This window comes from Leisingera sp. ANG-Vp, assembly GCF_000813725.1.
GTDB lineage: Bacteria > Pseudomonadota > Alphaproteobacteria > Rhodobacterales > Rhodobacteraceae > Leisingera.
Map to the genome: position 1 here is coordinate 18,599 of NZ_JWLD01000019.1, position 17,891 is coordinate 36,489.

Sequence of the window (17,891 nt, forward strand, 5' to 3'; positions counted from 1 at the left end):
CCGGCAAACGGAGGGAAAGACCATGAAGCCCATCCGCCTCCGCCTGAAAATCCGGCAAATCCAGGTTGTTCTGGCCATTGCCGACATGGGCAACCTGCTGCGGGCCGCCGGCAAGCTGCACATAACCCAGCCTGCCATCTCCAAGGCGCTCACAGTGATCGAGGAGGATATCGGCGAGCGTCTGTTCGACCGCACGCCCTATGGTGCCCGCCCCACCCCGGCCGGCGAAGTGGTGATCCGCCACGGACGCAATGTGCTGGCCGATATCCAGCGCATGCAGGACGATCTGGAGGCCACCCTGCGCGGCGACACCGGCAGCCTGCGGCTGGGAGTGTTCTCGCTGATCTCCGACTGGGAGGCGATCAACCAGGCCATTATCCAGGCCAAGGCCAAAGCACCGGGCCTGACGCTGGTGATCGACACCGGCAAGATGGAGGATCTGATCGAGAAGCTGGACGGCGGCCAGCTGGACGTGGTGATCGGCCGCTATCCTTACACCGCGCAGCAGGGCCATCACACCATCAACGGCATCACCCGGGACCGGATTGTCGCCGTTGTCCGCCAGGAACACCCGTTGCTGCAGGAGGCTGATGAGCCGGATTTCCGGCAGCTGCTCGACTACCCCTGGGTGCTGCCGCCCAAAGACAACCATGTCCGCATGCAGCTGGAGCTGGAGGTCTCGGCCATGGGCGCACAGCTGAGCGAAACCTCGGTGGTATCGCTGTCAATCCCGATCAACACCGGGCTGATCCGCAGTACAGACTCGATCATGATGATGCCGAAATGCGTCGCCAAGGCGCTGGAGCGCAGCCATGGCTTGCGGATCGTGCCGTGCGAGCTGCCGCTTTCGGTTGGCCCGCTGGTGGCAATCTGGCGTTCGGACCGGGTGGTGGATCAGCTGCGCGACATCTTCATTGACGAGCTGGAGGAGGCTGTGGCGCTGGAGAACGAGGGCGCAGACAACCTGCCGCGGCCCGAATGAAAGGCCGCGGGTCTTGCCGCACGGTTATACCGGCAGGTGCCAAATTCATTATCCCCGCCCCCGCTGCTCCAGTAAATTTCAGGCAGGAAACGGAGGCATCCCGGGCCCCGCCCGCGGATGCAGCAGATCGCGCGCAGCCCGCAATCAGAGACTGCTCTTTGCATGCGGGCCGGACATGGCAGGGCGCCCGGACACAACCACCACAAAAACCGGACCCGTCCCAGCCAGCACATGCAAAACAGGAGTGCTCTCAAGTGCAAGAAATTCAAGTAGGCAACAACACGCTGCAATATCAGGAAGCCGGATCAGGCGAAACAACGCTGCTGCTGATGACCGGCTGGTGCCAGGACGACCGGCTCTACCGCCATGTGATCCCGCTGCTGGCCGAACACTATCACGTGCTGCAGGTTAACTACCGCGGCCATCGCGAAGGCCTCGCCTACGACGGCGAATTTGGCGCGGCGGAGCTGATCGAAGATATGGCTGCCGTGCTGGACCTCAAGGGCGTCAAGCAGGCCGTCCCAATCTCCTGTTCGCACGGCGGCTGGGTCAACATAGGCCTGGCGGAGAAATTGGGTATTGAACGCATTCCCCGTTGCATCGTGACCGACTGGGCGATGAACCCGCCGCAGGAATTCCACGACGGTATCAAGCGCGGCCAGACCGACGAGCACTGGAGCGAGGTGCGCAATCATCTCTACAAGATCTGGATCGGCGGCTCCCGGTCCCAGGACGTGATTGATCACTGCTACAAGGAGTTCGAAGAATACGGCCAGGAGATGTGGGTCCGCTCCTGCCGCGTGATCGAAGGCGTTCACAACGAATGGGAAACCCCGCTGAAACGCATCATGGCGCTGGCACCGTCGCGCCCTGTGGCCCATATCTTCTCGCAGCCCGCGACCGAAGAATACGAAGCCCTGCACAAACAGGCTGCCGAGGCGAACCCCTGGTTCACCTATTACCGCCTGCAGCCCGGCGTGTCGCACTTCCCGACCCTGGAATCGCCCGAAGCCTATGCAGCTGCAGTCTGCGACTTCGTCGGCTGACCCCTATCCCCTAAGCCGCGGACACCTCGCAGCGGCTTGACTTGCCGCTGCCGGACAGCTTCCGGCAGCGGCCTTTTCTTACTATCCAACAGGAGAAAACCCATGCGTCTGGCAAACATCATCCTGGCAGGCTCACTCGCCGCTGCCCCGGTCTATGCAGCAGAGCTGGCGGTGCCCAGCGGCACTTATGAACTGAAACCCACCCACTCCAGCCTGCATTGGCAGGTCAAACACTTCGGTATCTCGAACTACACCGGCAGCTTTACCGGCCTCAGTGCCACGCTGGAACTGGATGCCGCAGATCCGGAAAACAGCCAGCTGACTGCCACCGTCAATACCGCCTCGGTGGATACCGGCTTCCCCTGGCCGGAGGCGCATGACTGGAACGCGGAAATGGCAGGGCCTGAATGGTTCAACGCGGATGCATTCCCCAAGGCCGAGTTCACTGCTACCAGCCTCAGCATGACCGGAGACAACAGCGGCGAGATGACCGGTGACCTCACCTTTCTCGGTGTCACCAAGCCCATTTCGATGGAGGTCAGCCTGATCGGCGCGCTGGGAGAGCGTAAGCACGCAGACGGCGCTGTCATGGGGTTTGAGGCAATGGCAAAGTTCAACCGTTCGGACTTCGGCTTTGGCATGCTGATCCCGGTCGCCAGCGACGAAGTCACCCTGTTCATCAATGCTGAGTTCCACCAGATCGTGGAATGAACTGCCGGTGCGGAGCGCCGCCGCGTTCCGCACTCTTTCCGCAAGGCGCGGCAAACAAACAGGCCGGTGCAGATCTCTGCACCGGCCTGTTTCAGACTTACCCCTTGCGCTGGCGGTTCAGACCATCCCCCGCAGAACCTCCATGACCGGGGTGCCTGCCTGTTCGAACTCAGCCATTGCGGTGAAGTGGTTTTTGTCCGGCTGCGCGTAGCGGGTCACGGAATTTCCAGCCGCTTCCCAGGCATCGGCGAATTCCTCGGACTGGCGGTGGAATTCGGTGGACTCTGCAGCACCGTAAGTCACATGCACCGGCGGCAAGCCGGAGCGGATGTGAAACTGCGGGCTGTTGCGCAGGATCTGCGCCATATCCAGCTGCAAGGCAGGTTGCAGGAAGGTGTATGGAAAGGGTTTGAGGTCGAACAGCCCGCTCACCGGAATGCCGCCTGCCAGGCAGTCATTTGGCAGGCCGTAGTCCTCTTCCCAATTGGTCAGCAGGCACATGGCGGTCAAGTGGCCGCCCGCGGAATGCCCCGCCACGATCACCCTGCGCCGGTCGAACTTCAGATCCTCGTTGCGGATCAGCCAGGCGACGGCCGCGCGGCACTGCCGCACGATCTCGTCCATGGTCACGTTCGGGCACAGGGTGTAGTTCACATTGGCAACGCTGAAGCCCGTCGCCACGGGCCCCAGCGCCGCAAAGGCGAAATCCTCGCTTGCCAGCATCCGCCAGTACCCCCCGTGGAAGAATACCAGCAAGGGCGGCGCCTCGCCTTCAGCCGGGTAGAAATCCAGGTATTCCGGCCGCGTCTCGCCATAACGCAGCTTCATCTGCGGGCTGAGGGTGGCCAATGCCTTGGCGTTCTGCTCCTCGAAATGGCGCAGGTAGACCCCGAAATCCGGCACCGAGCTTTCGACGTCATACTGAACATCCAGCTCGGCCTGGGTTTTGAACTTGCGGTAGAGATTGGCCATGTGCTGCCTCCTTCTGCTTCCGGATTGCCTATGGATTACCGTCCGAACTGCGGAAACAGCTTTTCGGCGCTGCCGCGGTGGATCAGCGCCCGGTCCGCATCGCTCAGCCTGCTGTTTTCCGCCAGATCCTTGACCGAATGCTCGGTCAGCCAGCCTGGCCCAAACGGATAGTCGGAGCCGAACAGGATGTGATCGGTCTCCACCAGCTCCAGCATCGTGGCAATCGGGAAGGCCGCCGCCGAGAAAGTGGTGTCGTAGTAGTAGTCCTTGAGATACTCCAGCACGTCCCGCTCCAGATCGAAGCCATGGATCATGTCAGCGGACTTCAGACGGAAACTCAGATACGGCAGCGTGCCGCCGCCATGGGACAGGATGATCGGAATGCCCGGGTGCCGGTCCAGCGTGCCCGACAGCACCATGTTGGCCGCGGCCCTGGTGGTGTCAAAGACGAACTCCATGATCCAGGGGTAATACGGCAACGGCAGGTCGTACTGCGGCAGGCCCGGATGGATGAAGACCGGCAGCTTGCGGCGCGACAGTTCGGCAAACAGCGGCTCAAACCGCTCGTCGCCGGGATAAATCCCCTGATAGTTGGACAGCAGCACCAGACCGTCGAGCTTCAGCGTGTCCAGCGCATACTCCAGCTCCGCCAGCGCCTCGTCCACATGCGGCAGCGGCAGCACCGCGAAGGCCCCGAACCGTGTTGGGTGGTCCTGCTTCAGCCTGGCCAGGTACTCGTTGCACTCCCGCGCCAGGGCAATCGAGAAATCCTTAGGCCCGATCGAGGCGCCGGGGTCGGTAAAGGAGAGGATCGAGGTTTCAATGCCGCAGCGGTCCTTGTAGTCCAGTGCCCGTTCCGGCGTCCATTGCAGATCCGGCTCCTGCAGGCTGCGCCCGCCGATGGTGACCATGCCCTGCTCGCCCAGCCGCGAGGTGTACCAGGAGGGCAGCAGATGGGTGTGAACGTCGATCAGCCCAGCGCCGCCGCGCAGATTACCGTTTTTTGACAAGGGGTTCTCCTTTGCTAAAGAACGCGCCGAACAGGGTCCGGCGCGCTGTCTCAGGTTGTTTGGGGATCAGAACTCGAACCCGTAGTACAGGAAGATACCGGCCGAATTGGACGACACGCCGTTGGTCTCATCGCGCTTGTAGGCCAGCTCTGCATAAAGATCGCCAAAGTTCCGGCTGATTGAAGCCGTGACAAAACGGTTGTTGCCATTGGCCATTTCGGTGGTGTCGCTGCTGTTGCCGATCCGCTGGATGCCGCCGCCAAGTGACGCGACCCAATCGCCGCCAAAGTAGTAGGCGCCGGTTGCCATCAGCGAATCCTGGTCAAAGGAAATCCCCTCGTCCAGCGAGTTATCCAGGCTGACCAGTTCAGCGTAGACTTCCAGCTCGTTGCCGTTGGCAAGTTCAAACAGCTTGGCGCCGCCGATGGCAAAACCGGTCTCGGTCTCCTCATCCGGCGCACCGCCGTCCTGCGACCGGTAAGTCACGTTGTAGCGCGAGTTCTCGACGCCAAAGGCATCGTTGCCTTCCAGCCAAAGATTGTAGGACCCCAGGCCGCTGTGATTGCTCAGGCCGCCGTCTGCCCGCGAGGCCAGCTGTTCGCCGCGGAAGAAGCTGCGGGCCAGCGAGCTGGTGTCCAGCTGAAAGGCGCTGGCGCCAAGGGTATGCTCGCCGCCCGAAGCATCGCCGAATGTATAGGTGGCGCCAACGCCAAGCCGCTCGACCAGCTCATAGCCATAGAAGTATTCGGCGCTGTAGAGATAGCCCACTGCGTCGTCATAACCGATGCCGAACGTCGGGTTGAACTTGCCCCCGAAAAAACCGAAGCGGTCGAATTCCGCCGCAAGGTACAATTCTTCAAAGTAGAAGTCATAGTCATTCGGGAAGAAGCCGTCGCCTTTGACAGGCGCGCCGAGTACCACGCCGTTGATTGAGAAGTTTTCGTTGAAATAGTACCCAAGGCTTAGGGTCGCCGAATACTCGTTCTCAGACTCAAAGTTTGAGTTGTTATTGAAGTACTCCAGCTCCAGCTCGGCATAGTAGGGCTTATTGGGATCATAACCCTCGTCTTCTTCTTCATCCGGCACCGCGAGGTTGGCGTCATAATCTTCATCAGCCCAGCCAGCGGCGGGCATCATCAGCGCTGCGCTGAACGCCGCGATTTTCAGTGTGGTGGATGTCATGTTTTTGGGTCCTCCCTAGTTCCGTCCCTTCCCGGCGCTGCCTGCCTCCTCAAGCAAGGCACCGCCGGCCGGCTGTGCCTGGCACACCGGTTCCGTGGGCTTCCGGCCATCGCCGGAAAGCCTGTCCTGATCGATTTTGGTAACTGCCGCCGAGTGTTCTCGTGCCGCCGCAACTGCTACCCTGCAGGCCTGGCGAAAGGTAATGAATTCAGGAACGCGCCCTATAACCGGGCGTCATGAGGCTTGAGTTTTCACGCAAATTCAAAGGCCTGCACAGAGCCTTGTCAAAGACGCCCTGCCGGGCCCGCCGCGCAGGTCCGCCACTGGCAGCGGCCTGACGCAATCCATACAGTTTTGTAAACTTGCCAGTTCGCCTTTGCGCCACGGCAATTGCGGCATTATTTTAAGCTGCAAAGCCGCGAAGAGCGGGCCTCCTTCCCAAGCTCTTCCCGGGCCTCCCGGCAGCAGCGGGCAAACATTCGGCTGCGCTGCGGGCATCAGTAAACAAGAGAGACAGAATGCACGTTCTGCTGCTGGAAGATGATGGAGAGATTGGCAGCTGGGTACGCGACGGGCTGACCCGCAGCGGCCATGTTGTCGACTGGTTCACCAGCGGCCGCGAAGCCTTGATCGCGGCAACCACATCGGATTACGAGGTTCTGGTCCTCGACCGGATGACACCGGACCTGGACGGGCTTGGCGTCTTGAGGACCCTTCGGGCGGCTGAGGTCATGACACCGGTTCTGTTCCTTACCGCCTTGGGCGAGGTTGAGGACCGGGTCGAGGGGCTGGAGGCCGGCGCCGATGATTACTTGTCCAAACCCTTTGCCTTTTCCGAACTGGAAGCCCGGGTCGCAGCGTTGGGCCGCCGCGCCCTGCGGCCCGGCGCGTCTGAGGCAACCGCGCTCAGCTGCGGCGATATCAAGCTGGACCTGCTGAAGCAGAAATGCACCCGGCGCGGTGAGCCGGTGGACTTGAACACCAAAGAGTTCCGGCTGCTGGAAGCCTTCATGCGGTCCAAGGGCCGGGTGCTGACCCGCAATATGCTGCTGGAGAAGGTCTGGGGGCTGAATTTCGACCCGACCACCAGCGTGGTGGAAACCCATGTCAGCCGCCTGCGGGGCAAGATCGAAAAACCATTTGGAGATGCGGTGATCCGGACCATTCGCGGCGCGGGGTATGTGTTTGACCCATAGGCGGCTCTTCCGGCGGTATTTGCGGATGTCCGCCTTGCGGCAGTCGCTGGTGCTGGCGCTGTGCCTGTTCCTGCTGCAGATCGCCGGAGCGGTCCTGGCCGGCCTGATTGTGCGCAGCGAATTCGATCAGCGGGTCGAAGAGGATCTGAGCGCCCGGTTCGCGGTGATTGCCGAGGACATCCGATCCCGCGGCTTCGATCCCGCCGACTATGCCAACGACGGGAAGGACGCCGTCTATTTTCAAGCAAACGCGTCTAGCGCCGCCGAAGCGCCCGAAGGCATCTTTACCCTGCGAGGGCTGTTTGACGATGACCGGTGGGACCGCAGCACCGACTCCCCGCTGGCGATGTCGGGGGGGCATTGGTACTATTACGCCGGCGAAGCAAGCGGCAGTGTCCTGGTAGTTGGAAGCAACCTTGGCACCGGTACCTTCACACTCATCATTGTGCCTCTGACCTTTTTCACGATCGGCCTGGCCGTGTCGCTGATTGCAGTTCTTCTGGGGGCAGTCTTCAGCTTTCATTCGCAAAAACGCCTATCCCGAATGGCACGGGTGCTGGACCAGGTCGCTTCGGGCCGGCTGGAGGCGCGTGTAGCCCCGGCAGGCGCACGGGACGACCTTGATGACCTCGCCCAGAACATCGACCGCACGCTTGAGCGGCTTGAAGTGCTGTTCAACCAGTCCCGCAACATTGCCGCCAATATCGCCCATGACCTGAAAACCCCGCTAGCCCGCTTGCGCCTTCGGCTGGAAAACGCACTGCTGCTGGAGGATCCTGAAGACACCAAGGGCAACGTGGCGGCGGCCCTTACCCAGGCTGACCACATCATTGCCGTGTTTGAAGCCTTCCTGCGTATCGCGCGGCTGGAAAGCGGCAATGCCCGCAAACGGTTTGCACAGGTCAGCCTGCCCGAGATCGCTGCCGAGGCTGCCACCACCTTTGCCCCGGTGGCAGAGGATGCCGGGTTTGAATTCGCCACCGAAATTTCAGGCAACAGGCGGGTGCAGGGTGACGCAGTCCTGCTGACACAGATGCTCACCAATCTGATCGAAAATGCAATGCGCCACACTCCGCCTGGCAGCCGCATCACCCTGATCGCCAGCCAGACCGAGCTGGGAGTGGCCGACACTGGCCCCGGGCTGCCGCCGGACGCCTATGCCGAGGTCGTTAAACCCTCGGTCCGGCTGGACCGCAGCCGGACCACGCCGGGCGCCGGGCTGGGACTGGCCCTGGTCAAAGCGATTGCCGACGCGCATGACGCCAGGCTCATCCTGTCCCCCGGCTCAGGCGGACGCGGCCTTCACGTCCGGGCGCGGTTTTCCGCCTAGGGAATTGTCTCTAAAAAGTAACGCGTTACAGAAAATTACATGCTTACAGATTTGTAAGTTTGCCTGGATTTTTCAGACAAGCAGCCTGCCTATCTGTGCCGCTCTAATTCACAGGAGCGCACGCCGTGTCAGAGATTGCAGAGCCGCACCCCGATAGGGACCGGGACCTTTCCGACGCCGGGATACTCCGCCTATCCCGCACCGATACCCTCACCTTGCTGTCGATCCTTGCTGCCTTGGGGCTGGTGCGGCTGGCAGCCGTCTTTACCCTGCCCTTCACCGACACCACCGAGGCGCGCTATGCCGAGATTGCCCGCAAGATGGTGGAGACCGGCGACTGGATCACTCCGCAATTCGACTATGGCGTTCCTTTCTGGGGCAAACCGCCATTGCATACCTGGCTGTCGGCCGTCGGCATGGAGCTGTTCGGCGTGAACGGCTTTGGCGCCCGCATCTTCATCTTTGCCTGCGCTATCCTGCTCTTGTGGCTGCTTTACCGCTGGGTCCGGCAGCAGGCAGGATCCGGCGCAGCCCTAGTCTCAGTGACGGTACTGTCGAGCTCGGTCCTGTTCTTCGGCGCTTCGGCCTTTGTCATGACCGATCTGGTCATGACTCTGGGCATCATCATGGCCATGGTGGGTCTCTGGAACTGCCTGCAAACAGCAAACGGCAGCCGTCTGCACGGCTGGCTTGCCTTTGCCGGCCTTGCCGTCGGGCTGTTGGCCAAAGGACCGGTGGCCGTTGTTCTCTGCGGTATTCCCGCTGTTCTCTGGGGACTGGCCACGGGCCGCTGGCGTGAAGCCGGCAAACTGCCCTGGGCCAGCGGGCTTGCGCTGACAGCCCTGCTTGCATTGCCCTGGTTCCTTGCCGCGGAACTGAAGACTCCCGGTTTCCTGAACTACTTCATCATCGGCGAGCATTTTGAGCGCTTCACTGTCCCGGACTGGCAAGGCGACCTTTACGGCAACGGCCATGAGCGGCCCAAAGGCGCGATCTGGGGCGACTGGGCACTGGCCTTCCTGCCCTGGTCCCTCGCCTTTGCACCGCTGCTGTTCATGCCGCGCCGCGTGCTGCAGGGTTTCCGCAGCGACCGGATGCATTTGCGCAGCTACCTGCTGTTCTGGGCCCTGTCGCCGCTTCTGCTGTTCACCGCCTCCGCCAACATCCTGGCGGCCTATACCCTGCCCGGGCTGCCTGCCGCAGCTGTACTTCTGATCCTGCTCTGCACGGATGCCTGGGGCGCCCGCCCCGCCCGCGCGCCGCGCGTGCTGTTTGCGATCTGCTCAGTCTTTGTGATCTTCACAGGCGGTTTTTATGCGGTGCTTGCCTATGCCGCCCCGCACGCAGTCAATCTCCGCAGCGAACGGGAACTGGTGGCCAAGCACAACGAGATCAATGCGCTTGTCCCGCTCTACTATGCTGGAAAGCGCAGTTTTTCAGGCGAATTTTACACCCGCGGCCAAGCCCTCACCCTGCCGGGCCTTTCGGATTTGCACCTGCTGCCTCCCGGGCCGCATTCCCTGGCCATCCCGCAGGCCGATGAGTTTTCCGCCGTCCCGCATCTGCTTCCTGAGTACCAGCGGATCGGCCAGTTCGGACGGCATGTTCTGTACTCTCGCAACATCATCCGCGAAGGAGCTCTGAGATGAGCATTTCCGAGCCCTTGAGCCTGCACCTGCCCCATCCTGTTGCTGTTCCAGACCCGGTTCCGGACCTCAGCTTTGTCATCCCGGCCTACAACGAGGCAGGCAACATTCAAGAGACCCTGCGGGCCGTGGCCGCAGAGGCCACGCGTCTGGGCAGAACCTATGAAATCATCGTGGCCGACGATGGCAGCACCGACGGCACCTACGAGGCTGCAACTGCCCTCGCTCCGCAAATCCCCCTGACAGCGGTGCGTCTGTCGCGGAATTTCGGCAAAGAGCAGGCCATGTGCGCAGGCCTCTCCCGCAGCACTGGCGCGGCGGTGGTGATTATGGACGCTGATTTGCAGGAGCCGGTCTCCACCCTGGAAGACATGCTGGCCCGCTACGACGAGGGCTATGAGGTCGTTTTTGCTGTCCGTGCCCACCGCCAGGACGAAGGTACGATCAAGCGCTTCCTAACCCGCGGGTTTTACAAGCTGCTGACCATGGGCAGCGAATGCCCGATCCCGGAAAACGCCCGCGACTACCGGGTGATGGACCGCAAAGTCGCCGACGCGCTTCTGTCGCTGCCGGAGCGCAACAAGTTCATGAAGGGGCTGTTCAGCTGGGTCGGCTTCCGTTCCTGCGCGGTTCCGATCGAGCTGAAGCCCAGGCATTCCGGACACAGCAAATTCGGCTTCCGCCGCCTGTTCAGGCTGGCGCTGACCGGGCTGACATCCTTTACAGACTGGCCGCTGCGGATCTGGACGGTGATCGGGCTGGGGATCGCCGGCCTGTCAATCGCCTACAGTTTCTGGATCGTGCTCAAGACGCTGATCTGGGGCGTGGATGTGCCAGGGTTCGCCACGATTACCACTGCGGTCTTCTTCCTGGGCGGGCTGCAGATCATGTCCATCGGCGTGATCGGCGAATATCTCTCCCGGGTGTTCGCCGAGGTGAAGCAGCGCCCGGGATACATCGTCGCCGAGGAATTCCGGGCCGGGGAGGCATCATGAGACTGCCCGGCGTGCTGCTGCGCTTCTGTTCGGTGGGAGCCTTGGCCACCTTGATCCACTACATCGCCGGAGCTGCCGGGCTGATCGCTGGACTTCCGCCGCTGATGGCCAATCTGCTTGGTTTCACATGCGCCTTTGCTGCCGGATTCATTGGCCACCACCGGTATACGTTCCGGCAAGGCGCCCTCCCCGTGAGACGGCCGTTATTCAGATATGCAACCGTGTCTCTTGGCGGTTTTGCAGCCGGGCAAGTTTTGCTGAGCGTGCTCTCGGCCGTTCCAGACTTGCCCGCCCTGGCTGCATTCCTGCCGGCTCTGGCATTTTCCGCTGCTGTAAATTTCACGCTTGGCCGCCTCTGGGTTTTCACCTGACGCGCCCCCAAGTGCCGGAGCGGAATGGCCGGGAAACCCCGTCGTGCCAGCCTGCGTCAGGGTTGCAGATGCGGAGCCAGCACCGCCTCGGCGTTTGCCCAGGCCTGCAGGAACGGCGCAAGCGGCGGTTCCGCGTCTTCATTGGCGGTCTCGATAGCCAGCATTGCGGCCCGCAGATCCGGCAACCCCAGAACCGCCGCCGAGCCCGCCAGCCGGTGTGCCTCCTTGCGATGGTCCTCTTCCAGCGCTGCACAGTCGCCCAGTTCCTCCTGCAGCTGCTTCACCTCTTTGCAGAATGCCTGCAGAAAGACACGGGCCTTCTCCTGTCCCAGTGCATCGAAGAACTGCTGAATATCCGACTCGGCCCGTGGCAGTGCTTTGCCCCCGCCGCCGGCCCGGCGCGCAATCACATCTGCAAGCCCGGCCTTGTTTGCCGGTTTGGTCAGCACCTCGGCAAATCCCGCCTCCAGGATACGGGCATGATCTTCAGCCGCGGCATGCGCGGTGAGCGCCACGATATCCGTGCCATCTGCCAGTTTTTGAGCCCGGATCCGGCGCAAAGCTTCGATCCCGTCCACCTGCGGCATACTGATGTCCATCAGGATCAGATCGAACACCCCTTCCCCAGCCGCTTGCACTGCTTCCCGCCCGCCCGGAACAGCGGTGACCTGATGCCCCTCCTGCCGCAGCATGGTGGCCAAGAGCTCACGGTTGATGTCGTTGTCCTCGGCGATCAGCAGGCGGCAGGCTCCATTCTGCTTCGGCCTGTCCTTCTCTGCCCGGGGCGGCGGCGCCTTGGCTGCAGGCAGCGGCAGAGAAATCGAGAAAAGGCTGCCTTCACCCAGTTCGCTCTCGCAGCTGATGGTACCGCCCATGGCCCGCACCAGCCGTTTGGTAATTGACAGACCAAGCCCCGTGCCTTCGCTGCCGCGGCCGTAACTGGCATCCAGCATAATGAAATCCTCGAAGATCCGTTCCAGATCCTCGGGCGCTATTCCCTGACCGGTATCGGCGACGTGGAACTCTACGGTTTTTCCGTCCGGCAGCCGCATCACATCAACACTGACCGCACCTTCGCCGGTGAATTTCAGGGCATTGCCGATCAGATTCAGCAGCACCTGCTGAACGGCCCGAGGCCGTCCTGCGACAATCTTCTTGCCGTTAAGACTGCAATGAAGCGACAAATCGATACCGCGCCCCTGAGCACTGGCCTGCTGGCTTTCCACCAGGCTGCCAACCAGTTCCTCAAGATCAAAAATCCGCAGCTTTTCCGAGGCAGCGCCGGATTCAAGCCGCGACAATTCCAGCACATCGTTCACATGATGCAGCAGCAATTCGCCCGACACCCGCATCGCCTGAAGGTAGCGGCGCTGCTCCGGTGTTGGGCCGGTGTTTTCGATCAGCTCGATGGCCCCCAGCACTCCGGTCAGCGGAGTGCGCATTTCATGGCTCATCACCGTGAGCAGATTTTGCTTGGCCTGCTCGCCCGCCAAAGCTTCATCCCGCGCCCGGCGCAATTGCTTCTCAGCCGCAATGCGGTCCGAGATATCCCTAAGAAAGCTGACAAAAACAATGTCGGTTCCTGACTGGCTGACCGAGACCGACAGCTCCACCGGAAACAGCTCGCCGGACTTGCGCCTGGCCTCCATCTGCAGCCGGCCTTTGCCCGCCACACGGGCCTCGCCGGTCTGCAAGAACCGCTGCATCCCCACCTTATGCGCTTCCTGCAGATGATCCGGCACGATCAGGTTCACCATCGGCTGGCCGATGGCCTCTTCGCTCTTGTAGCCGAACACGGTTTCCGCGGCGCCGTTGAAGGCCTGGATCCGCCCGTCAGCTCCCACAACCAGAATTGCATCCAGCGAAGAGGCAATCATCGCCTCCATCCTTGCTGCCGCGCGGCTGCGGTCCATTGCCAGCTGGCGCCCCTTCCGGTACAGCCGCCCCAGCAGCAGCGTTGCCAGCGCAAGTGCCAGCACAAGCGCCAGAACCACCCAGCCCAGCCGCGCCAGTATCGAGAACAGCTTCAGCCGTTTATCCTTGGAATCCGCCACTTGCAGCACCACGCCGAACAGCGCCAATTCGCGCACATCGCCGCTGTTCTGCTGTAGTTCCGCCGCCAGATCCGGCAGGCTGGCGATCAGGCTCTGATCACTGCTGTCGACCGCCGCCGCCATCCGCTCAAGCCGGCCGGTCATCTGCTGCAGCAGGGCGGCACCTGCAGGGCTCCGGCGCAGGCCCTCAAACAGTGGGCTTTCGCGGAAGGTGGCGATACGGCTGTAATAGATATCAAACTGGCGCCGCAGTTTCGGCAAATCGTCCGGCCGCTGCGCGGTCAGCACCGCAGTTTCCAGTTTCAGGTGCTCGACTTCAGCCTGGGACAGGTTCCACTGCATATTGTCTGTTGCAGCGGTCGACAGCCCTTCAAGCTGCTGCAGCACCTGATGGCCCAGCCGCACCGATTGCGCCGCCAGCGCTGCCGCAAGAGCCAGCACCAGTGCCAGCACCCAGCGCGGCATGATGGGAAACCCGCGAAACATCAGCCGACCGGCCCCTGGCCGCCGCTTACTGCCGGATCACGATCCGGTCCAGCTGCCAGATACTGCGCGAATAGACCTCTTCGGTCCGGTAAGCAGGGTTGCTGTCATAAGGATAGACCACCCAAAGCGGCCCCTTGTTGCGCAGCGACATTTCCGCGCCATTGCGCTCAAAGGCGACAATCGGGCCGCCCTCAACCGCATCCGAAACCGGAATCTCCACAGAATAATCGTTGACCGCATGCGCAACCAGCTGGCCGCTGCTCACCCCCATCCGCTCCATCAGCACCGCCAGCGGCACACCGGTGAACTGCTGCGGCCCGCTGGTCCAGATGGTTTCCGTTTCAAATGTCACCTGCGTCAGCGCCCGCAGGTCATCAATCGTGTATTGCGCTGCCGGAGCATCGCCATCCGCAATGCGCACGGACAGCAGCACCGGTGCCTCTTCACTGGCCGAGACGGCAGCAGCACAGGCCGTGAATACAACAATGGCCAGCGCCGCAACCCTTGCAATCATTCCTCTCATTCCAGCCTTCCTTTCCTCAATCCTTCTGCACGACATTCAGGCAAAGCATGCCACAAACGGGCTGCCCGGGAACCGGCACCAGAGGATAGGCTCCTATCCTTCCGTATAGGGTGCACAACCTCCAGAGTACCGCCGGCACCCTAATGCTGACTTACCGGCCTTTCTCCCTCTGACATAAAATGAGAAGAATTCCAGCAATTGCCCGGAGCACCAGCCCATGTTAAATCAGTTTTCCATGCCGCAATCCAAGGTTGACGGTTTCGAAACCCTTGTCGCGGTAGACTGGGATCGGGAATTTCTAAACAGGTCTAGTGGCTTCATGCGAATTTTGCTGGCAGACGACCATGATATGGTCCGTGAAACGATTTCCGCCTATCTTCGCTCTGAAGGCGGGGCCGAGGTGACTTTGGCAACCGATTTGCCCGGTGCGATCGAGCAGATTTCGGGCGACGGCCCCTATGATCTTGTGCTTCTGGACTACAATATGCCCGGAATGATGGGGCTTGACGGCCTGGCCAAGGCGCTGGAAGCCAATGGCGGCAAAGGTGTTGCGATCCTCTCCGGCAGCGCACCTGCCCGTACAGCGCAGGACGCGCTGGATGCCGGCGCCATCGGCTTCATCCCCAAGACCATGGGCGCGCAGTCGCTGCTCAACGCGGTCCGCTTCATGAGCGCGGGTGAGATCTATGTTCCGGTCGACCTGATGCGCGAAGATGCTGCGGCAAGCACCCACCCCCTGGCCGAAAAGCTGAGCCCGCGGGAGCTTGAAGTGCTGGACGGCTTGTGCCGCGGCCTGTCGAACAAGGAAATTGCCCGCGAACTGGACCTGCAGGAAGTGACGATCAAGCTGCATGTGCGCACGCTCTGCCGCAAGCTTGATGCGAAAAACCGCACCCAAGCCGCCCTTACGGCCAAGGAGGCTGGCCTGTTCTGACAAGCCAGCCCTGGCAAAGCGCCGGAGTCAGCGCAAATCTGCCGGCAGTGCCGTATAACCCCGGAAGCGGATGCGTCCGCCTGATACCCGGTCCGGCTTCAGCCAATAATCCGGAAAGCGCTGCAGGAAACGCTCGATTGCGATCTTCCCCTCAAGCCGCGCCAAAGTCAGCCCGACGCACACATGGGGCCCGCCGGCAAAGGCCAGATGCCGGTTGGGCCGCCTCGAGATGTCGAACATACCCGGATTTTCAAACACTTCCGGATCGCGGTTCGCCGCCCCGATTACCAGATGCAGATTTGTTCCCGCAGGAACGTGGACGCCGCCAATCTCCACCTCTTGCGCCGTTTCGCGGTTCCCTAGCTGGTTGGGAGAGCGGAACCGCAATATTTCCTCCACCGCCAGTTTGATCAGTTCCGGCTGCTGCAGCAGACGCTGCTTCTGCTCCGGGTGATCGTTCAGCAGTGCCAGCCCGTTGCCGATCAGGTTGGTGGTGGTCTCATGGCCTGCGTTCAGAATGAATATGCAGTTCTGGATCAGCTCGATCTCACTCAGTTTCTCATCTGCTCCCTCACCCCGGACCAGACGCGTCAGCACATCCGTCTCAGGATCGCCCGGTTCAGCCCGGCGCCGGGCGATGAGATCCTCCAGATAAGCCTTGAACTCCTCAACAGCCTGATGCCCCGCCGCCAATTGCGCTTCGCTCAGAGCGGGTTCCAATGCGCCCAGAATTGCCAGCGACCAGTCGCGGAGCGGCGCCCGCTCCGCCAAAGGAACATCCAGCAGGTTGCCGATAATCTGGATCGGGATCGAAGCGGCAAAATCCTCAATCAGATCCGCATGTGCCCGGCCCGCCATCTGCTCAAGCAGGTGATCCACTGTCTCGATCAGACCCGGTTCCATCTTTGAAATCGCCCTTGGTGTCAGGGCCGAGGTCATGATCTTGCGCACCCGCGTGTGCAGCGGCGGGTCGGAAAACACCAGCGACGTGGTGTGATGCTCAAACAATGGAGAGCCGGCACCGTACTTGGGGGCAAAGACCTTCTTCTTGTCCGAGGAAAACAAAACAGTGTCACGGTAAATCCGGTCCAGGTCCGCATGGCGGCAAATCAGCAAAGACCCATCCGGCTGCGGCAGGACCGGCGCATCCCGCAGCAATGCGTCATAAAATGGAAACGGATCTTCGGCAAATCCCGGAGGCGGATTTGCGAGATCAAAACCTTGTGCACTCACAGATACTTGCTGGCGTTGCCTCATTTCACCCCTCCGGCGGTTCTGCTTGCCTCGGGCAACAGCTTCCCGCCAGAAATGCGACTGTCAATTGCTGAGACAGCAGTGAACCCTGCGTCACACCGGTCCTGCGCGGTTAACGAACATCGTGAATTCTAGGGTGACAGCCGCAAACGGAGCGGATAGAAACAAACCATGAACACAGCCATTTCTTCGATCCGCAATCTTGGCCCCGCCTACGAGGAGGCCTGCCACCGCGCCGGTATCACCTCAGCCGAGGAGCTGCGCGCCATCGGTGCCGATGCCGCCTATGCCCGGCTGCTGCAGGCCGGCACCCGGCCGCATTTCATCGGTTACTACGTGCTGGTCATGGCGCTGCAGGGGCGGCCCTGGAATGACTGCAAGGGCAAGGAAAAGGAAGAACTGCGCAAACGCTTCGACATGATCAAGGCGGATGTCCGCCCTCAGCACAGTTCAAAACTGCTGTCGGAGCTGGACGCCATCGGCGTGCGGGCCACGCCTGCGGACTTGAAAGTATGCGAACCGGCGCCGCGCTGAATTCCCAAAAGAAAAGGCCGCCCCAGAAAGGACGGCCCAAAATCTTCCGGTAAGCGGATTGCTTAGCCGACCAGCTCGAGGCCGGAGAAGAAGTAAGCGATTTCCACCGCTGCGGTTTCCGGAGCGTCGGAACCGTGCACGGAGTTTTCGCCAACCGACTCAGCGAATTCAGCGCGGATGGTGCCGGCCGCGGCGTCTGCCGGGTTGGTGGCGCCCATCACTTCACGGTTCTTGGCAATGGCGTTTTCGCCTTCCAGAACCTGAGCAACGATCGGAGCGGAAGCCATGAATTCGCACAGTTCGTCGTAGAACGGACGCTCGGCGTGAACTTTGTAGAACTCGCCTGCCTGCGCTTTGGTCAGGTGGATGCGCTTCTGCGCAACAACACGCAGGCCGGCTTCTTCAAACTTGGCGTTAATTGCGCCGGTCAGGTTGCGGCGGGTTGCATCGGGCTTGATGATCGAGAAAGTGCGTTCCAGAGCCATTTGGCATTCTCCTGATTGATGGGCCGCGGGCCAATGCCCGGGCCGGAAACTCCGCGCGCCGCGTAACATGGCTGGCGCCGCTTGGGAAGACGTTTTCAGGACGCGCGCAGGCCCGCGGGCCTCAGGCGGGTAAATTTCCTGCAGGAAGAAGCGTAAGGGCCTGATTGACAGCCCCGGGCA

General features: G+C 61.6%; 17 protein-coding genes. 10 read left to right on the forward strand and 7 right to left on the reverse strand.

The window, feature by feature from the left end; translation table 11 throughout:
* Positions 1–22: 22 nt before the first annotated feature.
* The 3 genes from RA20_RS07450 to RA20_RS07460 all read left to right on the forward strand — a co-directional run bounded on the left by RA20_RS07450 (position 23) and on the right by RA20_RS07460 (position 2,739).
* Positions 23–982, forward strand: a complete 960-nt coding sequence (locus tag RA20_RS07450; RefSeq protein WP_052248877.1) for a LysR family transcriptional regulator — start codon at positions 23–25, stop codon at positions 980–982.
* A gap of 254 nt (positions 983–1,236) precedes the next feature.
* Positions 1,237–2,028, forward strand: a complete 792-nt coding sequence (locus tag RA20_RS07455) for an alpha/beta fold hydrolase (protein ID WP_039126203.1) — start codon at positions 1,237–1,239, stop codon at positions 2,026–2,028.
* A 102-nt stretch (positions 2,029–2,130) separates the two neighbouring features.
* Complete coding sequence (locus tag RA20_RS07460) at positions 2,131–2,739, forward strand: YceI family protein (RefSeq protein ID WP_039126205.1); 609 nt, start codon at positions 2,131–2,133, stop codon at positions 2,737–2,739.
* A gap of 117 nt (positions 2,740–2,856) precedes the next feature.
* On the opposite strand, the gene RA20_RS07465 is transcribed toward RA20_RS07460, so the two are convergent.
* From RA20_RS07465 to RA20_RS07475, 3 genes are all read right to left on the reverse strand, one after another.
* The gene (locus RA20_RS07465) at positions 2,857–3,711 is read right to left on the reverse strand and encodes an alpha/beta hydrolase (protein WP_039126208.1); all 855 of its coding nucleotides are present in this window, start codon (positions 3,709–3,711) and stop codon (positions 2,857–2,859) included.
* Positions 3,712–3,746: 35 nt separating this feature from the next.
* Entirely contained in the window at positions 3,747–4,721 is a 975-nt protein-coding gene (locus RA20_RS07470) for an amidohydrolase family protein (protein ID WP_193748792.1), read from the reverse strand.
* A gap of 66 nt (positions 4,722–4,787) precedes the next feature.
* Entirely contained in the window at positions 4,788–5,903 is a 1,116-nt protein-coding gene (locus RA20_RS07475; RefSeq protein ID WP_039126211.1) for a hypothetical protein, read from the reverse strand.
* A gap of 518 nt (positions 5,904–6,421) precedes the next feature.
* Between RA20_RS07475 and RA20_RS07480 the strand changes: the two genes are divergently transcribed.
* From RA20_RS07480 to RA20_RS07500, 5 genes are all read left to right on the forward strand, one after another.
* Positions 6,422–7,099, forward strand: a complete 678-nt coding sequence (locus RA20_RS07480; RefSeq protein ID WP_039126213.1) for a response regulator transcription factor — start codon at positions 6,422–6,424, stop codon at positions 7,097–7,099.
* 25 nt (positions 7,100–7,124) lie between these two features.
* A complete protein-coding gene (locus tag RA20_RS07485) occupies positions 7,125–8,429 on the forward strand; it encodes a sensor histidine kinase (protein ID WP_052248878.1) in 1,305 nt (434 codons plus the stop codon).
* Positions 8,430–8,554: 125 nt separating this feature from the next.
* Entirely contained in the window at positions 8,555–10,078 is a 1,524-nt protein-coding gene (locus RA20_RS07490) for an ArnT family glycosyltransferase (RefSeq protein WP_152618454.1), read from the forward strand.
* On the forward strand, positions 10,075–11,070 hold the full coding sequence (locus tag RA20_RS07495) for a glycosyltransferase family 2 protein (protein ID WP_082017938.1): 996 nt from the start codon (positions 10,075–10,077) through the stop codon (positions 11,068–11,070). The genes RA20_RS07490 and RA20_RS07495 overlap by 4 nt, the downstream gene beginning before the upstream one ends.
* Positions 11,067–11,441, forward strand: a complete 375-nt coding sequence (locus RA20_RS07500; RefSeq protein WP_052248880.1) for a GtrA family protein — start codon at positions 11,067–11,069, stop codon at positions 11,439–11,441. Before RA20_RS07495 ends, RA20_RS07500 begins: the two co-directional genes overlap by 4 nt.
* A gap of 56 nt (positions 11,442–11,497) precedes the next feature.
* Here RA20_RS07500 and RA20_RS07505 read toward each other — a convergent pair whose 3' ends face one another.
* Together RA20_RS07505 and RA20_RS07510 are read right to left on the reverse strand one after the other, a co-directional pair.
* A complete protein-coding gene (locus tag RA20_RS07505; RefSeq protein ID WP_039126216.1) occupies positions 11,498–13,981 on the reverse strand; it encodes a hybrid sensor histidine kinase/response regulator in 2,484 nt (827 codons plus the stop codon).
* 25 nt (positions 13,982–14,006) lie between these two features.
* Positions 14,007–14,504, reverse strand: a complete 498-nt coding sequence (locus RA20_RS07510; RefSeq protein ID WP_039126223.1) for a molybdopterin-dependent oxidoreductase — start codon at positions 14,502–14,504, stop codon at positions 14,007–14,009.
* 319 nt (positions 14,505–14,823) lie between these two features.
* Here RA20_RS07510 and RA20_RS07515 point away from each other — a divergent pair, with 319 nt between their 5' ends.
* On the forward strand, positions 14,824–15,438 hold the full coding sequence (locus RA20_RS07515; RefSeq protein WP_039126334.1) for a response regulator: 615 nt from the start codon (positions 14,824–14,826) through the stop codon (positions 15,436–15,438).
* Between the two features lie 27 nt (positions 15,439–15,465).
* Here the strand turns inward: RA20_RS07515 and RA20_RS07520 are convergent, their stop codons facing one another.
* A complete protein-coding gene (locus RA20_RS07520; protein ID WP_039126224.1) occupies positions 15,466–16,695 on the reverse strand; it encodes a cytochrome P450 in 1,230 nt (409 codons plus the stop codon).
* Positions 16,696–16,863: 168 nt separating this feature from the next.
* Here RA20_RS07520 and RA20_RS07525 point away from each other — a divergent pair, with 168 nt between their 5' ends.
* On the forward strand, positions 16,864–17,226 hold the full coding sequence (locus RA20_RS07525; protein WP_039126228.1) for a TfoX/Sxy family protein: 363 nt from the start codon (positions 16,864–16,866) through the stop codon (positions 17,224–17,226).
* 62 nt (positions 17,227–17,288) lie between these two features.
* Here the strand turns inward: RA20_RS07525 and ndk are convergent, their stop codons facing one another.
* Complete coding sequence (ndk, locus tag RA20_RS07530) at positions 17,289–17,711, reverse strand: nucleoside-diphosphate kinase (protein WP_019298521.1); 423 nt, start codon at positions 17,709–17,711, stop codon at positions 17,289–17,291.
* Between the last annotated feature and the right edge of the window lie 180 nt (positions 17,712–17,891).

Excerpts from the sequence above, each read along its gene's own strand:
- RA20_RS07520 (WP_039126224.1), bottom strand. The coding sequence starts at position 16,695 with ATGAGGCAACGCCAGCAAGTATCTGTGAGTGCACAAGGTTTTGATCTC.
- RA20_RS07495 (WP_082017938.1), top strand. The coding sequence starts at position 10,075 with ATGAGCATTTCCGAGCCCTTGAGCCTGCACCTGCCCCATCCTGTTGCT.
- RA20_RS07475 (WP_039126211.1), bottom strand. The coding sequence starts at position 5,903 with ATGACATCCACCACACTGAAAATCGCGGCGTTCAGCGCAGCGCTGATG.
- ndk (WP_019298521.1), bottom strand. The coding sequence starts at position 17,711 with ATGGCTCTGGAACGCACTTTCTCGATCATCAAGCCCGATGCAACCCGC.
- RA20_RS07460 (WP_039126205.1), top strand. The coding sequence starts at position 2,131 with ATGCGTCTGGCAAACATCATCCTGGCAGGCTCACTCGCCGCTGCCCCG.
- RA20_RS07450 (WP_052248877.1), top strand. The coding sequence starts at position 23 with ATGAAGCCCATCCGCCTCCGCCTGAAAATCCGGCAAATCCAGGTTGTT.
- RA20_RS07510 (WP_039126223.1), bottom strand. The coding sequence starts at position 14,504 with ATGAGAGGAATGATTGCAAGGGTTGCGGCGCTGGCCATTGTTGTATTC.
- RA20_RS07485 (WP_052248878.1), top strand. The coding sequence starts at position 7,125 with ATGTCCGCCTTGCGGCAGTCGCTGGTGCTGGCGCTGTGCCTGTTCCTG.
- RA20_RS07525 (WP_039126228.1), top strand. The coding sequence starts at position 16,864 with ATGAACACAGCCATTTCTTCGATCCGCAATCTTGGCCCCGCCTACGAG.
- RA20_RS07505 (WP_039126216.1), bottom strand. The coding sequence starts at position 13,981 with ATGTTTCGCGGGTTTCCCATCATGCCGCGCTGGGTGCTGGCACTGGTG.
- RA20_RS07465 (WP_039126208.1), bottom strand. The coding sequence starts at position 3,711 with ATGGCCAATCTCTACCGCAAGTTCAAAACCCAGGCCGAGCTGGATGTT.
- RA20_RS07480 (WP_039126213.1), top strand. The coding sequence starts at position 6,422 with ATGCACGTTCTGCTGCTGGAAGATGATGGAGAGATTGGCAGCTGGGTA.
- RA20_RS07515 (WP_039126334.1), top strand. The coding sequence starts at position 14,824 with ATGCGAATTTTGCTGGCAGACGACCATGATATGGTCCGTGAAACGATT.
- RA20_RS07500 (WP_052248880.1), top strand. The coding sequence starts at position 11,067 with ATGAGACTGCCCGGCGTGCTGCTGCGCTTCTGTTCGGTGGGAGCCTTG.